This is a genomic window from Acinetobacter terrae (genome assembly GCF_013004375.1).
GTDB lineage: Bacteria > Pseudomonadota > Gammaproteobacteria > Pseudomonadales > Moraxellaceae > Acinetobacter > Acinetobacter terrae.
Window position 1 is genome coordinate 77,045 of record NZ_JABERI010000007.1, and the last position, 18,904, is coordinate 95,948.

16 protein-coding genes and 1 tRNA gene are annotated in these 18,904 nt (G+C 39.6%); 6 read left to right on the forward strand and 11 right to left on the reverse strand.

From position 1 onward, the window contains the following. Window positions 1-8 precede the first annotated feature (8 nt). Window positions 9-686, forward strand: a complete 678-nt coding sequence (locus tag HLH14_RS04195; protein ID WP_131270722.1) for a hypothetical protein — start codon at window positions 9-11, stop codon at window positions 684-686. 12 nt (window positions 687-698) lie between these two features. After that, entirely contained in the window at window positions 699-2,171 is a 1,473-nt protein-coding gene (locus tag HLH14_RS04200; protein WP_171532738.1) for a hypothetical protein, read from the forward strand. Between the two features lie 61 nt (window positions 2,172-2,232). Here HLH14_RS04200 and HLH14_RS04205 read toward each other — a convergent pair whose 3' ends face one another. Both HLH14_RS04205 and HLH14_RS04210 read right to left on the reverse strand, forming a co-directional pair. Then, window positions 2,233-2,880, reverse strand: a complete 648-nt coding sequence (locus HLH14_RS04205) for an HAD-IB family hydrolase (protein WP_131270725.1) — start codon at window positions 2,878-2,880, stop codon at window positions 2,233-2,235. Then, a complete protein-coding gene (locus HLH14_RS04210) occupies window positions 2,847-4,055 on the reverse strand; it encodes a DUF1615 family protein (protein ID WP_067723430.1) in 1,209 nt (402 codons plus the stop codon). Before HLH14_RS04210 ends, HLH14_RS04205 begins: the two co-directional genes overlap by 34 nt. An 82-nt stretch (window positions 4,056-4,137) precedes the next feature. On the opposite strand from HLH14_RS04210, the gene dusB reads away from it, so the two are divergent. Next, window positions 4,138-5,163, forward strand: a complete 1,026-nt coding sequence (gene dusB / locus HLH14_RS04215; protein ID WP_067723432.1) for a tRNA dihydrouridine synthase DusB — start codon at window positions 4,138-4,140, stop codon at window positions 5,161-5,163. Window positions 5,164-5,247: 84 nt separating this feature from the next. Here dusB and HLH14_RS04220 read toward each other — a convergent pair whose 3' ends face one another. After that, the gene (locus HLH14_RS04220) at window positions 5,248-6,291 is read right to left on the reverse strand and encodes an NAD(P)H-dependent flavin oxidoreductase (RefSeq protein WP_067723434.1); all 1,044 of its coding nucleotides are present in this window, start codon (window positions 6,289-6,291) and stop codon (window positions 5,248-5,250) included. Window positions 6,292-6,485: 194 nt separating this feature from the next. Between HLH14_RS04220 and HLH14_RS04225 the strand changes: the two genes are divergently transcribed. Further along, window positions 6,486-7,007 carry a hypothetical protein gene (locus HLH14_RS04225; protein ID WP_378321282.1) on the forward strand — a complete coding sequence of 174 codons (522 nt, stop codon included), beginning with the start codon at window positions 6,486-6,488 and terminating at the stop codon, window positions 7,005-7,007. A gap of 67 nt (window positions 7,008-7,074) precedes the next feature. Here the strand turns inward: HLH14_RS04225 and HLH14_RS04230 are convergent, their stop codons facing one another. The 6 genes from HLH14_RS04230 to HLH14_RS04255 form a co-directional block, all read right to left on the reverse strand. Beyond that, window positions 7,075-8,286, reverse strand: a complete 1,212-nt coding sequence (locus HLH14_RS04230) for a YeeE/YedE family protein (protein WP_067723436.1) — start codon at window positions 8,284-8,286, stop codon at window positions 7,075-7,077. Between the two features lie 651 nt (window positions 8,287-8,937). Further along, window positions 8,938-9,282, reverse strand: a complete 345-nt coding sequence (locus tag HLH14_RS04235; RefSeq protein WP_067723448.1) for a hypothetical protein — start codon at window positions 9,280-9,282, stop codon at window positions 8,938-8,940. Between the two features lie 202 nt (window positions 9,283-9,484). Then, complete coding sequence (ahpF, locus tag HLH14_RS04240) at window positions 9,485-11,050, reverse strand: alkyl hydroperoxide reductase subunit F (protein ID WP_171532739.1); 1,566 nt, start codon at window positions 11,048-11,050, stop codon at window positions 9,485-9,487. A gap of 225 nt (window positions 11,051-11,275) precedes the next feature. After that, entirely contained in the window at window positions 11,276-12,196 is a 921-nt protein-coding gene (locus HLH14_RS04245; RefSeq protein WP_171532740.1) for a hypothetical protein, read from the reverse strand. Between the two features lie 42 nt (window positions 12,197-12,238). After that, on the reverse strand, window positions 12,239-13,372 hold the full coding sequence (locus HLH14_RS04250; protein ID WP_131272257.1) for a toxic anion resistance protein: 1,134 nt from the start codon (window positions 13,370-13,372) through the stop codon (window positions 12,239-12,241). A gap of 19 nt (window positions 13,373-13,391) precedes the next feature. Further along, window positions 13,392-14,180 (reverse strand): tellurium resistance protein, encoded by a 789-nt coding sequence (locus tag HLH14_RS04255; protein ID WP_067725266.1) that lies wholly within the window; start codon window positions 14,178-14,180, stop codon window positions 13,392-13,394. A gap of 610 nt (window positions 14,181-14,790) precedes the next feature. Between HLH14_RS04255 and HLH14_RS04260 the strand changes: the two genes are divergently transcribed. Together HLH14_RS04260 and HLH14_RS04265 are read left to right on the forward strand one after the other, a co-directional pair. Next, complete coding sequence (locus HLH14_RS04260; RefSeq protein WP_131272256.1) at window positions 14,791-16,041, forward strand: YncE family protein; 1,251 nt, start codon at window positions 14,791-14,793, stop codon at window positions 16,039-16,041. 96 nt (window positions 16,042-16,137) lie between these two features. After that, a complete protein-coding gene (locus tag HLH14_RS04265; RefSeq protein WP_067725243.1) occupies window positions 16,138-16,608 on the forward strand; it encodes a hypothetical protein in 471 nt (156 codons plus the stop codon). Between the two features lie 172 nt (window positions 16,609-16,780). On the opposite strand, the gene HLH14_RS04270 is transcribed toward HLH14_RS04265, so the two are convergent. Further along, a tRNA-Val gene (locus tag HLH14_RS04270) sits at window positions 16,781-16,857 on the reverse strand. A gap of 31 nt (window positions 16,858-16,888) precedes the next feature. Further along, window positions 16,889-18,901: a transglutaminase TgpA family protein gene (locus tag HLH14_RS04275; protein WP_067725133.1), complete on the reverse strand. Its 2,013-nt coding sequence runs from the start codon at window positions 18,899-18,901 to the stop codon at window positions 16,889-16,891. Window positions 18,902-18,904: the final 3 nt, after the last annotated feature.

An 18,904-nucleotide genomic window follows, 5' to 3' on the forward strand; every position in this document is an offset into this window, starting at 1 on the left:
GAGGGAAAATGGATAACCTAAAATTTTCACAGCGAGGTATTTCGTTAATTGAAATCCTGATCGCATTGGCGCTTTCAATCATTATTATTTTAGCAATGCTACGGGCATTTGTTACTACTGGTAAAGTGACAACAGAAGCTTCTCTCGGCGCAAAAGTTGATAGTCATATTATGTTGGGTTTAATCGCAACTGACCGAATTTTACAAGGTTTAGGTTATGGCTTAACTAACCCGACTGTCGCAGATTTTAAAGTATTAAATGCAGATGGAGATGCTGTTGCATTGGGCCAAGCTGGTAAATTTTTAGTGTGGAAAATATCAAATACTCACTGTCAGGCTTTGCAAAGTCATACAAATGGGTTGTATCTATATGGGAAAACTGATGTGGGTTATACATGTTCTGGTTTGACTAAACCAGCAGATACGATCTCCAAAGAGCCTTTAATCCAGATTGATCATACTGCTTTAAATGACTCAGGGATTGCCAATACCACCAATAAAATTGGTAGTATTGATATAAAAGTAGAACAAATCACTGGAGGATGTAGCCCTTTTGGTATTAAAAGTGATTTAAGCATGGCTTTGGGTAAGTATCAGGTGATTTTGCTGGCAAATACTTATGCTGCGAGTACAGATAGCTCAGCACGTACAATTCAGAACATAACATGTCTGTTTAACTTTAAATAAGGGGAATAAGCCATGCATTACTCTACAAAAAATAAAAAAAATCTGAATAAGTCTATTCCTTTTGTCAAACAGGCAGGTATTTCTTCACTTCTATTTATTTTATTAGTTGGCTTGTCTTTAACTGTACTGACTGTAGGTTATATGTCGTCAATGCGTAACTTACAATCGAGTGCGACTACTGCGCATGCGCAGACTCAGGCGCAAATGAAAGCGATGATGGGGTATCATGCATTGAGTAAGTTTTTGTTGAATCAACCTCAAGGATATTTAGATAAAATTACCGCAGGTGACATTAGTGAAGGTACTACAATTACAAGTAGTTATGTAAAATCTATTTCATGTCCAGCATCAACAATTCCTGGTGAAGTACATTATTGTTTTGATATTACAGGTAAAAGTGGTGGGGCTTCGGCAATTATTAGTGCCATGTATGCATATCAGAAAGAAGTTCAGCAAAGTACTGTTGCCGGCACTATTTTTGCTGGTGGTTTGGTGGTGGGGGGGAATGCAAATTTTGTAGGTGAGACGGGTGAGAATGTCACAATTTTTGTAGGTGGTGAAAATGCTGGTAAGGTCGTTGATACTTCTGGTGCAGAAGTTACTTTAGAACGAATTACAGTGCAAGCTTATACGAATCCAATTGAGGTTGCAGATGCTAGAACTTTAAAAAATTATGCAAATTACCTTTTCACTAAAAACAATGCTGGATCAATAGAATGTTATAAAAATAATCTGCATATTACAGGAGGAACAGTAATTACAACACCAATACAAATTACATGTCCAACAGGAGTATCTATTGATAATAAAGGAGTATGGTCATTTAATTCATCGACAACCAATTTGCCAGGGATCATGTGGTTTGAAGGGAATGTTCTCATTCAATTGCAAAAGACTCCAAATGATATGGTCAATACTGTTTTAGCGACAGGTTCAGTCACAACAGACTTAGGTACAGGAAATATAGCCGGTACTTATAATGCTTATGCACCTTTACATTATTTATTAATGGCTAGTGATAGTAATATTAAGACACGTTTGGATAAGGTTTGCCCAGCTGAAAATTATCCTGTTCAGTATTGTCAACCTTATGATGCGACACAGCGAAGTTTAATTACAAGTGTGACATATTTTAAAAACAATAAAGATAAATTTTTAAAAAATACCAATCTATTTCCAGCAAATTTATCGAATATTTTATTTTTAACAGACACTGAATTTGCAATTGATGCTGCTAATGATACAACGCTTAATTTGTATGGCAACATAGTTGGTACTAAAGGAGCAGGTGGTACAGGTAAGGCATCTGGAAAAATTACAGGTACTGGTGATATTAATATTAAAGGGAACTTGGTTGTTACAGGTGATTTGACAACAGAGGTACAAGGTAATATGACAGTTACTTTAGGCAAAAGTAATACTGATGGTAATAATATTCCTGTATTAATCTATTCGACCAAATCAAAATCCATCCGCTACATGTAAGCTTTCAAAATCTAAAAACCCACAATTAATTGTGGGTTTTTATTGCCTTTAATTTAAACGATTAAGCCAACTTTTTACAGTTAATAATTTCAGGCAAAGAATTATCTACCCCCACCATATAGGCATGATCAGCAAGCGCAAGCATTTCATTATCTTCTATACTATTGCCATAGGCATAAGTTACAGAATAATGATCTAAAGAATACTTTTCTAAAATTCGTAGTTTTTTTTGTTCTGAGCTACAGTCTGGAGTTGTGTATTGTCCAGTATAAGTATTATTTACTTGTTCAGTCTGAGTACAAATTAAATCAATATTTAATAGCTCACAGACATGCTTGAGATAGACATCGACCGATGCTGAAACCAGTACAACTTCATCGCCTAAAGCTTGATGCTGTTTAAGTTGTTTCAGTAAAGGCGGATTTAATTGAGATATTAAATTTGCTGCATATTCCTGCGCAATTTGCTCTAACTCTAAAACATTGGCATTGCTAAACATTGCACGAAATAATTTAGAGCGCATGGCATGCGCAGGGTAGGCATTTAAATAATAGGCTTGAATCCAAGGGAGGATTTTAATGCCTTGTTTGACGATATGTCGTTTGGATAAAGCATAGAAGATAAACCCCGTGAAACTGTCTTTTTTACACAGGGTTCCATCAAAATCAAAGAGCGCTAAATTTTTATTCTTTTTGCTCGTTGCATACATGATTGATATCTTCCATTTACGCGTGTTGCAAACCAGTTGGTATTATATTCGCGGCTTAGTTTAGGACCAGAAATGACCACTTCAGGCATAATCGCATAAATAGGATCTTTGCCGGTTTTCTCATGATAGAGTTTGGTTACAGCACGATAGGTGGCTGTATCTTCAAAACTTTTATCTTTTTCTTTTTTTAAGTCGGCACGAATTTGTCGAGGTGTGACTAAGATATTGTTGGCTGCAAAAACACTAATCAGTTCACGTTCAGACTGGCTGCCGGCAGAACGGATTGAACCCTCTTTAGTATAAAGCAATAAGTCGCCATCCAAGTCTAGCTCAGCTGCTGTTAAATCATTCAGCATGCTTTGAAAGGCGGCGTTGCGACTTGAATACATGCCAGAGTTATAATCTGCAAAACGATAAATCGCTTTATCATAATCGGTAGGGTACATCATTAAACGGTGAATGCCGTAATACAAACCACCATATTGGCTATATAAGTCGGTGCGTAGTTCGGCAATATTGCCGCCTTGACGTTTGTGTTCTTTGGCATAACCAATATGAACTTGCATTGAGCCCAATGTGGTAATTGGATTTAATTTTTCACCAATGTCTTGTCCAACCAATTTTGCTGCACCCGTTAATGCGCTGACATGATAATGTTTTGACATATAGGCAAAAATTTCACGATATAACTCATCCAATTCACGTTCAGTTTTTACCCGACGCATTTGGCTTAAATAGTTATCTTCAGGGCTAGGCTGGTTTTTTAAGACTTCTTGGAAATAGCCTGCCATTGTTCCGCCCAGACCATCACCCAATTTGCTTTTAAATTTTTCATCCAAACGGTCTTGAACTTCTTTAACTGCCTTGACACCTAAGCCTGGAACTTGTGGATCAGCGACAAAGTTAGATTCTTGATCTACGACAGCCACAATACTGCAAATATTCTCCTTGGTTTGGGGAATATCGAGCTGGTCTGTAATACTGTAAATATCTTTGGCCCATGAGCTTCGTTCATTGACACGCGGTGGGATCAGACGCTTGATTTGATCTTCTTCTAGAGTCAGTTCGTTATTTTTTGACCACCAAGAATTATCTCCACATGCCACTAAACTAAGAGACAAAGCCAGAATACTCAAGGATTTAACATGAGATGACATAAAAAGAGTTTTTTTCATAATGATGAAAACATATTCCAAAAGGATGAGCCAATACAGCAGATGCAGTATACTATGCCGGTCGAAAAAGTGATGAATTTATATGTATATTGGTCCATATCAGCTGTCAAATAATTTAATTGTTGCTCCCATGGCAGGTGTTACGGATCGTCCATTTCGGACGTTGTGTAAATATTTTGGTGCGGGGCATGCCGTCAGTGAAATGATGACCTCAGATCAAACTTTACGAATGAGTAAGAAAAGTTTGTACCGTGCCAATTTTGATGGTGAAATCGCACCTATATCTGCACAGATTGCAGGTTCAGACCCGCTCGAGCTTGCTGAAGCAGCACGCTATCAAGTCGCCAATGGCGCACAGATTGTTGATATCAACATGGGCTGTCCTGCCAAAAAAGTCTGCAATAAATTAGCTGGTTCCGCATTATTAAAAGATGAAGATCTGGTGGCACGTATTTTAGATGCTGTCGTGGCTGCTGTGGATGTGCCGGTGACCTTAAAAACTCGTTTAGGTTATTTAAATGGTCATGAAAATATTATGCGCGTGGCAAAACGTGCCGAAGAAGCGGGTATAGCTGCATTGGCATTGCATGGTCGAACCCGTGAAGACATGTATCTGAATACTGCACGCTATAGTTTAATTAAAGACGTCAAACAGATGTTGAATATTCCTGTGATTGCCAATGGCGATATCGACAGTCCTGAAAAAGCCAAATATGTACTCGATTATACGGGTGCTGATGCCGTGATGATTGGGCGTGCTGCACAAGGAAGACCGTGGATCTTTCGTGAAATTTCCCACTATTTAGCAACAGGTAAACACTTGGCTGCACCGAATATTCAAGAAGTTAAAGATGTGCTGTTAGGGCATTTATCTGAACTGTATGACTTCTATGGTGAATATTCAGGGTGTCGGATTTCGCGTAAACATATTGCCTGGTATACCAAAGGTTTACGTTCAAGCAACGAGTTCCGTCAGAATATGTATAAAGTAGAAAGTACGGCTCAACAGTTCGATGTGGTTGAAGACTATTTCAATCAGTTACTCGCTCAAGGTGAAATTATGAGTGATGTGCAAGTTGAACAGGTCAATCTACTTGAAACCAAATAATGATCGAATAATGTAGTTTGAATAAAGATTTGAATAAAAACCTCTCAGTTGAGAGGTTTTTTGTGGCTGATATGATTTAAATGATTAGGCTTGGCTCATTTCTAGAACCAGTTGGTTAATTAGATCCGCAGCTTCTATTTCTCGAATCTGAGCGACATTGGTTCCTGCCCAAAATGCACCAAAACCATAATCGCCTTGCGCTGTTGCCGCTACATTGAGTTGTTTTCCCAAGTCATAGCAATATGGATAGGTCGCAACAGGAGGGCGCTCAGGACGATCTACTTGGGTATGCCAGTGATTAATCAAGCCCCGCGCAGGACGGCCAGAAATACTTGCGCTAATTTGAGTAATCGGTTTGCTAAACAGTGCTTTTCGATACGCTGTATTGGCATTTGAGCTTTTACATTGCACAAATGCAGTCCCAAGTTGAACTGCTGCGGCACCCAATTTAAATAAAAGTTGAGCCTGCTGTCCATTCATAATGCCGCCAGCAGCAACAATGGGTAAGCTGCAATACTGTTTTAGCAATTGAATCAAATCGGACGTTTTAACAGCACTGTCAAAGGTTTCGTTAAAAATACCGCGATGTCCACCCGCTTCAATGCCTTGAGCAATAATGACATCAATTCCAGCCGCTTCAATTTCAAGTGCTTCAGCCAGATTGGTCGCTGAAACCATGGTGATAATACCCGCTTGTTTTAAAGCCTGAATTTGATGCGGATGTGGAATACCAAAGTGGAAACTGACCGCTTTAGGTCGTGTTTCTAAGACTAAATTTAAATAGTCATCATGATCTAAAAAGCTGGGATAAATACATTTTAATTCTGTTGGCGGAACAGCATGATACTTTTCAAATTGAGGTGCTAGATATTGAATCCATTGCTTTGCAAGCTCGTGGTCGAGTTCTAAACTTTGATGGCAAAAGAAATTTACCTGAAAAGGTTGGTGGGTCAGTGCTTGAGTTTCTAAAATCTGCTGGCGTGCCGCTTCAACAGAACTTGCACCCAAACCGAGTGAGCCTAAGCCGCCTTGATTAGAGACTTCAGCAGCCAATTTTGGGGTGGAAATACCTGCCATAGGGGCCAGGAAAATAGGATGTCTAATATCAAGTTGTTCTAATAAAGTCATATTTAGCTCCTGCTGATTTATATTACTTTGCCCAAGCCCTGAAAATTAAGCAAATAATATTCGTTATTTCCTGAGGAAATGAAATGACATTTTTTTGCTTGCTTACCTTCATGGCGCCCTATAAATGAAAAGTCAATCTAGAGGGATATTTCAGGCATAATGTGGTGTTATATGATGTGACTATTGGGCAAGTTATGATGAAGCCGTTCATTTTTGCGACTTTAATTTCAAGTTTATTATTTTCAGCATGTTCAAGCTCTGAACAGCATAAAACACAGATTGATCCGCAGCAATACAAAGTTCAGGATGTCGCAAGTTTGCAACTGCGTTTTGAGACTTTAAATCAACAGTTATCTAAAAATTATCAGGCATTTAAAAAAACCAATAATATTGCCTTTTCAGATCAGTCCGTACTGGATGTCAATCAACTCAAGACATTAGATCAGAATGCAGTGAGCCGAACGTCTTTAAAACCCGTCAAACAAGCCTATTGTGACATGATGAACGGGTATTTTGCGGAGATGTATCATTTGGGCAATCAAAACCTGAATTTAATCGGGCAAGTCCAATTACCTAATATGCAAGCTGAAGACTTGACTAAAAGTTTTGCAAATGCAGATCAGTTTTATGACTTTATTTTAAATCGCTATACCACATACCGTCAGGCACAAGAAATAATGGGCTATGGTTGTAATTTGAAAGCCGCTTTAAACTAAATTTTAAAAATAGAATGTATAAAAAAGCCCATCACGTGATGGGCTTTTTAATTTCAGTATTTTAGAATTAACAACCGGTTAATTTTTCAGGTTGTGGGCGTTCGTCGGAGAAGAAAATTGGACGAAGTTTGACGCCAATGCTGTTACCGATAAAGGCGAAAATTAGCCATAACCAGCCATGTAAACTACCTGATGCAATACCACTGAAGTAAGCGCCGATGTTACAGCCATATGCCAAACGTGCACCGTAGCCTAATAATAAACCGCCAACAACAGCAGCAATCAGTGAGCGCTTTGGAATATTGAAGTTTGGAGCGAATTTACCTGCCAGACTGGCTGCCAATAATGCACCCAGCATAATCCCGAAGTTCATCATTGAGGTAATATCGAACCATAATGATTCAGACAGCGCTTTGGCATTACCGGGTTGTTGCCAATACGCCCAAGAGGCAACATCCACACCCATAAAACTCGCAGATTTTGCAGCCCAAACGGCAAGTGCGGAAGTGACACCCCAAGGACGACCGGCTAAAGCCAACGTTGCAAAGTTAAGCAAGGTGAGGATGATCCCACCCCAAACTAAAGGCCATGGACCACGTAAGAATCGTTTTAAACCTTGAGTTTGCGCTTGAGGTTCAACTTCAAGTGAACCATGACGTTTTTTCTCAAAATAAATCGTTGCAAATGCAATCGCAGCAAATAGTATAAAACTGACGATTAGGGCAGGGATAACACCTAAGCTTGAAACTATTGAAATAGGTGCAAGATGAGGCAGGTTAAACCACCAATCCAAATGCGTGGTTGCAATTAAAGAGCCGAGGCAGAAGAAAATCAGCGTTACGATCATACGTGCGCTGCCGCCGCCTACCGTGTAGAGCGTACCGGAAGCACAGCCACCGCCTAATTGCATGCCTATACCAAAGATAAAAGCACCAATCATCACCGACATGGAAACAGGGCTGACATTACCTTTGACAGGATTACCAAATAGCTCACCTGCACCTAAAGCAGGGAAGAATAGCAATACAGCAAGACCCAGCATGATCATTTGCGCACGCAAGCCACGACCACGACGTTCTTTAATAAAGACACGCCAGCTGGAGGTAAAACCAAATGAGGCATGATAAAGCGTCATGCCCAAGGCACCGCCAATCAGGAATAATAAGGCTTGATTCAGCCCAACAACTTGATAGGCACCAAGTGTACCAATCAACAATAGAAAAAGAGCAACCCAAATCGACAGATTCGATCGATTGGATTTTGCAGCAATAACAGACATGGGAGAATAAAAATAACTAAATGAATCGGGGTATTTTAGTCGATTCTTCAACTATATATATTATTAAAACTTATAGATTATAAGTATTTTAATTGAGAATAACTGATTTGCTATATTTATAAAATTAATAATTGAGATGCTAAAATGTAGAAACTTTAAATAAAGAACCAAGGGCGCTGACAAATGCCATAGCGAGATTTCCTTATGAGATAACCTGTAAACTGCCTTTTATCATTGAAGTATTAGCGAAATGACTAGACAGTATACTAAGTGCAGTTAGGGATAAAATGCCAACAATATTACAGTTGTTGGCATATATTGTTCTGGACTAATTAAAATCGAGAACATGAGGAAAAGGGCACTCAGTGAAAAAGTCAGGGCAGAAGAACCTGCTGCTTATGAGGGGGATAGGTAGCCATTCCCATGATTAAACTGGTAAGGGAAATAATCCCATCATTTGCACCCCGTACTGCTGCATGAAGCCAACTGGTTCTTTGAGTATAATGTTTTTGGTTATGAAAATAATATGACAGCTAAACATGCACTTAAAAAGTATCGGTACTTCAACCCTATAAAAATGGAAGGGTAAAAGCAAGATTGGTAAAAATAAAAAAGCTCCTGATGAGGAGCTTTTTTATTCAATAAATTAAATTATTGTTGGGCTTTTTCTTTCATATCTGCAGCGCCTTGTTCAACAGCACCGGCAGTTGCTGCAGTGGCTTCTTTAGCGGATTCTTTAGCATCTTTTGCAGCAGCCTCCGTTTTTTTAGCAGCTTCTTCACCTGCAGCATCGATTTTAGCAGTAGCTTCCTCAGTTGCAGCCTTGGTTTTTGCAGCAGCTTCATCAGCAGCTTGTGAAATGTCATGACCTGCCTGATCTGCAGCATTTTCAAGATGTTCGCCAGTTGTTGCACCAGTTTCAGGTGCTTTCTCTTTGTTACAACCAACTAAAGCAACAGTAGCAGCAAGACCTAAAGCAACAAGTAATTTATTCATTTTCATATGTCCTTCTAATTGTTTTACCCATAAAAATGGGATAAAGCGAATATAATCGAAATGTCGTCTAAATAACGATCGAAAATTGTTGATTAAATGTAACGTTTGGTGAAAAAACTCGAGTGAAAAAAAAGGCTTATATCTACGGATAGATATAAGCCTATGTTTATTTTATTCAAATTTAATTGCTTAGATGATGCAATTATTGCCCGTTACGGATAATGTAATCGAATGCAGACAGTGATGCCTTCGCGCCTTCACCGGTGGCAATGATGATCTGCTTGTAAGGCACCGTGGTACAGTCACCGGCAGCAAATACACCTTTCACATTAGTTTCGTTGCGCTCGTTAATCACGATCTCGCCACGGTTTGAAAGTTCAACTTTAGAGGTTTTCAGGAAGTCGGTATTTGGCAACAGACCGATCTGGACAAAGATCCCGGCCAATTCAATGGTATGTTCAACATCGGTAGCACGGTCCTTGTATTTCAGCGCTGTCACCTGTGAACCGTCACCGACCACTTCTGTGGAAAGCGCATTCATGATCACGGTGGTATTCGGCAAGCTGTTGAGCTTGTCCTGCAGCACCTGATCGGCACGAAGTTTGGTATCAAATTCCACCAGAGTCACATGCTCGACAATCCCGGCAAGGTCAATCGCCGCTTCCACACCCGAGTTACCGCCACCAATCACCGCAACACGTTTGCCTTTGAACAATGGACCGTCACAGTGCGGGCAGTACGCCACACCACGGGTTTTGTATTCCTGCTCACCCGGAACGTTCATTTCTCTCCAGCGTGCACCGGTAGAAAGGATGATGGTTTTTGATTCCAGCTTGGCACCGTTTTCCAGCGTTACTTCAACCAGACCGTTGGCGGTTTCATCCGCCCCTTTAATCGCCGCGACTTTTTGCAGGTTCATGATGTCGACATCATAAGCGCGCACATGCGCTTCCATTTCAGCGGCAAATTTCGGACCTTGGGTCTTTTGCACCGAAGTGTAGTTTTCAATGTCCATGGTATCCATCACCTGACCACCAAAGCGTTCAGCAACAATCCCGGTTTGAATGCCTTTACGTGCCGCGTAGATTGCCGCGGTATTACCTGCAGGTCCGCCACCAATCACCAGAACATCAAAGGCGCCTTTGGCATTGAGTTTTTCCGCATCCTTGGCAGATGAACCAGAATCCAGTTTGGCCACGATTTCTTCCAGAGTCATACGGCCCTGACCAATGTGTTCGCCATTCTGGAACAGCATCGGCACCGCCATGATTTTGCGCTGTTCCACTTCATCCTGGAAAAAAGCCCCGTCAATCATGGTCGCAGTCGCGCCCGGATTATTAATCGCAATCAGGTTCAGGGCTTGCACCACGTCCGGACAGTTATGGCAGCTGAGCGATACGAATACGTCAAAGTCAGAGGTCAAATTCAAGCCCTTGATTTGTGCCAGCACTTCATCCGAGACTTTCGGTGCATAACCCGACACTTGCAGCAAGGCCAGGATCAAAGAGGTAAATTCATGTCCCATCGGCAGACCGGCAAAGTTCACACGAGGCTGTTCACCGACTTTGGCAATCCCGAAGCTGGGAGTACGTTTGTTAGTGCCATCAAAACGGGCGGTTACCAGATCCGACAACGCAGCAACTTCGGTCACCAGCTCCTTGATTTTGTCCGATTTGTCGGAAGCATCTAAAGAGGCTACCAATTCAATCGGGCTTTCCAGACGTTCCAGTAAGGTTTTAAGTTGCGCTGAAGTGTTTTGGTCTAACATGGCTAAGGTCTCCAGGGGAGTAAATGCTTATTGAATAAGGCTATAGTAGGGTAAATGAATAAATAGGTAAAACAGTTTGTTTTTATTATTAAGATCGGATTATTAAATCAACAAACATTTATCTTATCTAAACCCTGCTTCATTTCAAAACTTAAAAAAATTCGAATGAAAGAACGACCAACAAAAATAAAAAAAGCCCATAATAGGGCTTTTGAATTGCTTTATTTAAGGTGTAATGCGCTGTTCAACCCTTAACACGCGCCCTTTTAAATGCTGCGATAAGAAAAATAGAATCAAGCTTAAAATTGCAGATAAAATAAGCATTGCAATAATAAAGATATTCACCAAATCGCTCATCTGTTCTGCTTGATCCACTTGCTTCGAGACACTTGCCGCCATCGGGGTTAAGTTCTTTCCATAAAGTTGATGCTGCATGGTCCATAATTGTTCGGGCTTGAAACCATATTCAATAAAGTGAGGATCTGTTTTTTCCGCTTTAACCAAAGCCAGAACCTGAGGGATGGCCGCATCTTTATCCACAGGCTTATGCAACAACGCGGCTTGTGCGAGTAAATAAGCCCTCACTGGCTCATCTAAATCAGTCTGCTGTAAATACTGGGCCAATTCACTTTGCTGAATATTTTTATCGTATTGAATTGCTTCGCTATAAGCATTATTTGCATCATCATTTAAATCGTATTGCAGAAAGGTTAAGCCCGACCACAACACAATAAAGGCAACCAGCCATCCGACAAATTTCAAAATAAAAGACTGAAAACGCGTATAGAAGAAGCGTATTTTCTTTAAAAAATGAATGACAAAAAATGCCCCGACAAAAGACACAAACAGCTTCAGAATCAGCCAGCCAAACCATGACAACAGATTGATAAAATAATCGGTGTGCTGGCCGAGTTCAGCAAGATTTTCATCTACACTCATTGGCATATGCAGTTGTTTCAATTCGGTGGTAATACCAAAAAAACTATAGACAAAATCATGTTGTAGAAATAATGCCACCACTGATGCAAGGAAAACGGTGCTGCTGGTGAGGCACAATAAGGTCAGATTGCGTTGGCGCTTTTTCAGCGCCACAACACCAGATTCAATCTGTTGCGGATTCACAGCATATTCATCTAAGGGAGGCAAACGGTTTCTCCTAAAGTGCAGGCAATGAACTTAAGCGTATTCTTAAGATTTATTCACTCCACTGTTACTTGATTCTATAACCAAATGATTCAAATTTTCTTGCAAAGCACGTAAGCGCGTGGTGGCTTCAGCACGTTTTTGCATGCCTTCTTTTTGCACCTGAATCACATCATTAACAGTCTTAATAAGGGTGTTTTGCACATGTTCAAGCGTTTCAATATCAATCACTGAACGTTGATTAGCTTTGGCGGTATCGACCGAGTTTTGATGTAACAAGTCTGCATTACGGCGTAACAGATCATTGGTTGCATCATCAATACTATTGGCAAGTTGCACACTATTTTTCTGTTCATTTAAGGAAATAGCCAAACTGATTTGGTTTTTCCAAGCCGGTAAAGTGATGTTTTTAATCGCATAAAACTTATCCACCAACATCAAGTTATTGGATTGGATAATCCGAATCATCGGCAAGGTTTGCATGGCTGATTGCTGTAAAACCTGTAAATCACTGACCCGCTTTTCCAGATTATTGGCCAAATGATTCAGGTCATAAACCTTTTGCACCGATGCCTGATCTTGAGTTTGGCTGGTTAAAGTTGCGATTTCCTGCTGGATTTCCTGTTCTTTCAATTTCCCGGCAGCAATATAAATGCCCAGTTGTTTATATTCATCCTGCACACCATGGAACATTTTATCCAGGGTATCAACGCGACTTTTAAGACCCGATTGTGAAGTTTCAATTTCTTTAACCAAAACATCAATTTGTTCTTTGGTGCTATTAAAATGCTGATCAAAGTTCTGCTTGGCACCCTTCATTTTACTGATCAAACCACCGAAAAAACCTGAACTTTTTTTCTTGTTTAAAATGCTGCTGGTATTCAACTGCTGTGCAACTTGAACCACCTGATTTAACTTTTGACCTGTAGCATCCAGATCTTTATTTTGCACAAGATTCAACAGTTCATCGGTATAGGTCGATGTTTTTGTCGCAATATTTTTACCATATTCAGCGACTGCGTTATGACTCATTGCAGCCAATTCTTTGCGTGCATTCATCACTTCATTAAAGTCTGAAGCCTGCAAACCAATTTCCTGTAAATTCAGTTGCTGAAATTTTTGCTGAACCACATCTGTGCTTACTTCAGCGGGTAAATCTTTATGCTCAAAATCGGTCATGGCTCACCTGGTATCATTATTAATCTATTGGTTTCTGTAGTGATTTTCTTAAAGTTTTGATCAGATTCTCTCGGCTATTATCCAACTTTTCCAGCTCACTTGTCGAATTGCTTTGATTGCTTTGTTTAACATGATATTGCCATGCCGGAATCAAGACCTGCTGTGCCTCTTTAAAACGATCTAGCAAGGTAAAAGAAAGTTGTTGAGATAACTGCATTTGTGTAATTGCAATATCATTACTGGCCTGTAAAGTTTGTAATGTATTAATTTTTTTCGATAATCTCTCCGCAAAATTATCCAAAGGATGCTGATTCTTGACAAAATTTGGGTATTCCACTAAAAACTCTTGTGCAGCCCGAATGTATTTTGCCATTTGCTCACGATGCCCAAGCAACTGCTGAAAACGAGCTTGCGACTTTTGAATCTCGATTTGCAATTTTTGACTTAAATGATTGGCTCGATTGAGCAATTGATCCAGATTTTTATAATATTCAACCTGCCCTGATCCATATTCCAGGTCAATCCCCAACCACTTTTGCAAAGCATTAAATTTACGTGTTTTTAAATATTTTTTTGAATCAGCCAAGGATTGAATCAGCTGTTCTATCGTTGAACTGAGTTGCTGGGTAAGATGTGGATCTACCCCGTTTAATAACACCGACTGAGCTTGAATAATTTGATCAGCATAATGATTCAGACGATATTGATCATTCAGCAAAGGAACTAAATCATTACGCTGAATGGAGAGAAGTTCAGCCCGATTTACTTCAATTTCAGCCAAAGGAACAAGAACATCTATCTGTGACATCATCTTAGAAACTCAATAAAATCATTTTTATACTACGGCTTTCATACAAAATATCATGTAGTGTTTTGCAATTTCTAGAACATATTTATATTAAATTGGATAAAGATTTAAACAAGTTTTTAAAACAATTCATTTTTACGAATTTACAAAGTACCTCTATTTATAGAGATGAGTCCCATCTTTTGTATAATTTCATGAAATGCTTGTAAGGTTAATATCTCAATTGCTTGATCACTCAGGTGAATAATTTTGTAAGTCTCTACAGGCTACAATACATGTAATGACAAATTTCTGAAGAAAAATTTAGTTTTGTCATTCCTTTTTTGCTAACAAAAGTTTTTTAATTATATCGGCAACTTTTTAATGATAAAAAATTATAAATAAAATAAACAATTTTAACCACTTAGAAAGTTAACCATGAAATTTATTCATCAAATCATCTGCTTTACTCAAAATATAACAATGATCTTTTTGCGTGATGGTCGGGTAATTATGGTCAATTGTTGATCAATTCTTTATTCTATTGTTCTGCTAATACAGGAGTATTAGACAGCAATGAAAATTTGAATAAAAAAATTGCTTTCATGGACCTGAACTGGACAATAATGATATGACAAACAAAAAATTATTTTTTAAATGGACGTCGAATGCTTTGCTTGCAGCTACAGCATTCACATCGCTCGCGATTCATGCCGCTACACCGACGACGCCTGTTCCGCCAAATAGTCAGCAAGTTTTTTTTGTTGGCAATAACTGGGATGGAACAGTGACGGTGATTCGTCCATCGGGTGATTTTGGTAAAATCGGTGTTATCAACATGATTCCTGATCGCAAAGAGCGTTTGAAGGAAATCCACCTCAATCCAATTAAACTGATTGCCTATACTTATATTCAGTCCACCGCTGGGGAAGGTAATGATCAGCTGGTAGATGATATGTACTCAACCCCAGACGGCAAGTCAGTGGTGGCATCTCGCCCAAGTTTTGCAGATGTGGTATCTATCAATATTGCTACGGGCAAGATCAACTGGCGTACCCCTGTTGAGGGTTTTCGTGCCGATCATATGGCCGTTTCTCCTGATGGTCAGCGCTTAGCTGTCTCAGCGTCTTCGGGTAACGTCGTTCATGTTCTGGACATCAACACAGGTAAGGAATTAGGACGCTTTGCAACAGGCGACAAACCGCATGAAAACATCTTCTTTGATGGTGGCTCAAAAATTTTGAATTCAGCTATTGGGAATGTAGAGACCGCTATGGATGCATCATGGCAAGATTTCACCAAGGGTAAACGGTTTATCACCATTGCTGATGCGAATACGTTTAAAGTGCTCAAGAAAATTGATTTCCGCCCTGCATTAGATGCGGTAGGTCGTAAGGATTTATCCAATGCAGTGCGTCCGATTGTGTTTAGTAATGATGAAAGTAAAATTTATGCACAGGTTTCGTTTTTTAACGGCTTGATCGAGTATGACCTGAACCAGAATAAAATTACTCGCATTGGTCAACTACCAGGCAGCTCAACAATTCCGTCTGACCGGACAAAATATGTAAATGACTCTCGTCATCATGGACTATCCATCAGTGCCGATGGTGAGAAATTGTGTGTGGCAGGTACCATGGATGACTATGCAACCATTGTCGACCGTTCAACCTTAAAAGCTGGGAAACTGATAGCGGCAGGCAAGCCATATTGGGCAACCCAAAGTCCTGATGGGAAAAGCTGCGTGATTTCAGAGAGTGAGACTGATGTGGTCACCGTAATTGATTTTGCCACAGGTGAAAAGGTTCTGAGTGTGCCAGTAGGCAATCATCCACAGCGTGTTCGTATCGGTTATGCACCGGCTGGCTGGTCAACGAAGTAATGAACCGTTAATAAGCTGATAATTGATGAATTGAACAGACCTGACTCTGGATTGGGTCTGTTTTTTAATTTAAACAAAATTAACAGGTTTGGTAGCATGGCTTACACTATACGACTTGGCATTATGATGGGATTAATGGTTACTTTGTTGCTCATAGGAACCATCTATGTCTTCAAACCTTCAGCTATGTCTCAGTCAGATGCGGTTAAGCCAAGAGTTGTTAATGCCCAAACTCATACTTCTTTAGAGAAGAAAAAAGAACTTATAAAGCAAGATCAAGCAAGATCAACGCCATCATCACATCAAATAGAATTGATTCAGCAACGTGACCGACTTTATCAGGATTTCGAAGCAATTAGTCATTCATTGAGTGTGGGACAGCAACCTGATTTTCGTCAGGTCAGTGATTTATTAGAAAAGCAAAAACAGCTTGTAAAAGCAGGTGGGCTTTCAGCGAACGATGGAATTTCATATTGCCAATTTTTAAGACAAATTTTACCGGCTATGGATCAGCAGATTAATCAACATATTCTACAACTAGAGCAACTTAAGCGTAAAACTTCATAAAATGAATCCTGGATTTCTATTGTATGGCAAAGTAATAATAAAATTTAATTGTGAATGCCTGTCAGGATTTAATTTAATCTTATATATTTTTAATTGAAACCTATAGGCAATAAAAAAGGGCTTTAAGCTACTGTTTTCGCTTAAAACCCTTATAACATAACGTTTGGAATATTGGTAGGTATAAGCAGACTCGAACTGCTGACCTCTACGATGTCAACGTAGCGCTCTAACCAACTGAGCTATACACCTAAGTGCTGTGAATAATATTCATTTTTATTTTTTAAAACAAGTGCTTTCTTTTATTTTTTAAAGTATATGCACAAGTTTTAAGCATTCCTTTAAATTGCTTTATTTTTTGATCATTTTGCCCCATAGAAAATCGTTGCTGCTGATAATGTTCTGCTGTTTGGATAAATATCCTTTGTTCATCCTCTTCAATCCCTTCGGCTAAACGATGCATCCAGGTAAAAAAAGTTTCTGCAGGCTGCTTGCGTAATGGCTCATCCAATTGCTTAGAGAACTGCTGAATCATACGCTCATATGCAGAACCGTACTGTCTATCACGATAATAAATCCAGGCAAAATAAATAATTACTACCAATAAAATGCTTGAGAGTAATATTATGGTACTGGCGTAAGCAGTTTTCAGACCTAGTTTCGATAACCAGCTTTGCTGCTTTTCAGCATCATAGCCGACGACTTTGCTTTGCCACTGATAACTTGCATAATCACTCCAGATTCGCATATTTTTCATCATTGAAAATTGACGATACTTCCACTTCTGCTCTTTATTTCCCAAGATACTTCGATCATTGTCAATATAGTTCTGCATTCCCCCATCTATGCGTTGTGGAGCAATGATTGCTGTTGGATCAATACGTTGCCATTTTCCATTTAATTGTACTTCTGTCCACGCATGAGCATCGAGTTGACGAACTTCCCAACTTGCTCGGTCGAGTGCAAGTTGTCCCCCTTGATAACCGATGACAATACGTGCAGGAATCCCCACATAACGCATCAACATGGCAAAACTCGAAGCATAATGCTCACAAAACCCCTGTCGTGATTGAAACAAGAATTCGTCGATACGATTTTCACCTAATAAACCCGGCGTTAAGGTATATACAAAACCATTCCTCTTATACCACTGCAAAATATTATGCACATATTGATCTGGCAATTGCCCACTTTGCTGAAATATTTCCAAAGCGAATTGACGTGATTGTTCATCGAGTTGCTCTGGAATTTGGGTATTTATTTTTTCCAGTAAATTTGGCGTGGATAATCCCTGCCCTTGAATCTGGGCATCGCCCAACCATTGCAAAGTAATAGGCTGATTCCGCACAATTTGACGGACAGGTGTAATACTCCAATCCTGCTTTAATTGGTATTGAGGGTCTTTTGGAATGGATTTTTCCAGTCCCATTATCCACATGACGCGCGAATCTGCAGCTAAATATTGATAATCAAAACCCTGTTTTGCTTTTCTCGAAATCGTATTATTGAAGACGGGCTGTTGATTCATAAAACTACTGGTCCAGGTTCTGCCATCATATTGGTCCAGCACCATTGCCCGCCAATACAGCTCATTGCGGGAAGGCAGCTTATCCATATTGCCAATAATGCGAAAAGCCAAACTGCTGGATTGCGACAATTCAGCAATATCACCGGGTGACATGCTGTCACTCATACCTGTGACACTTTTTTGCACGGGAATAGGGATATGCCAAAGTGGCGGCAACCGTGGAAAAAAGATAAACAGCAAGATAAAAAAAGGCAAAGCCAAAACCAGAAATTTACCCACATGCTTGGCATCTGTTTTTAATGCCGATGATTGATTCTGTGCCTGTTTAAATTCACTGGTTTGTAAACGATAAAGCCCGATCAGGCAACTGAATAAGCACAGCAGAATCACAATCGCCATCCAGATGGATTGGCTATATAAAAATGAACTCGCCCCAACAAACAATGCAAAATTAAATAAGATAATCACATCTCGTTTATTCTTAGTTTCCAGAGCTTTTGCAAATAAAAAAGTGGATAAGACAGCTACCCCAGCTTCAATCCCAATAAAACTCTGATATCTGAAATAAATGGTCATTAAGGCCAGAATTACCAAGGCAAAGATCCAAATTTTAGATACTGCTTTTGCCTCATCTTTAAAGTTAAAAAATAAATACAGAAGAATCAGGGCAAAAATTGCACTTAACAGAACAGGATTAAAAAATACTTGTGCAATCAGTGATAATAACAAGGTGATTAAAATTGATGTTCTAACGTCAGCATGAATCATAAT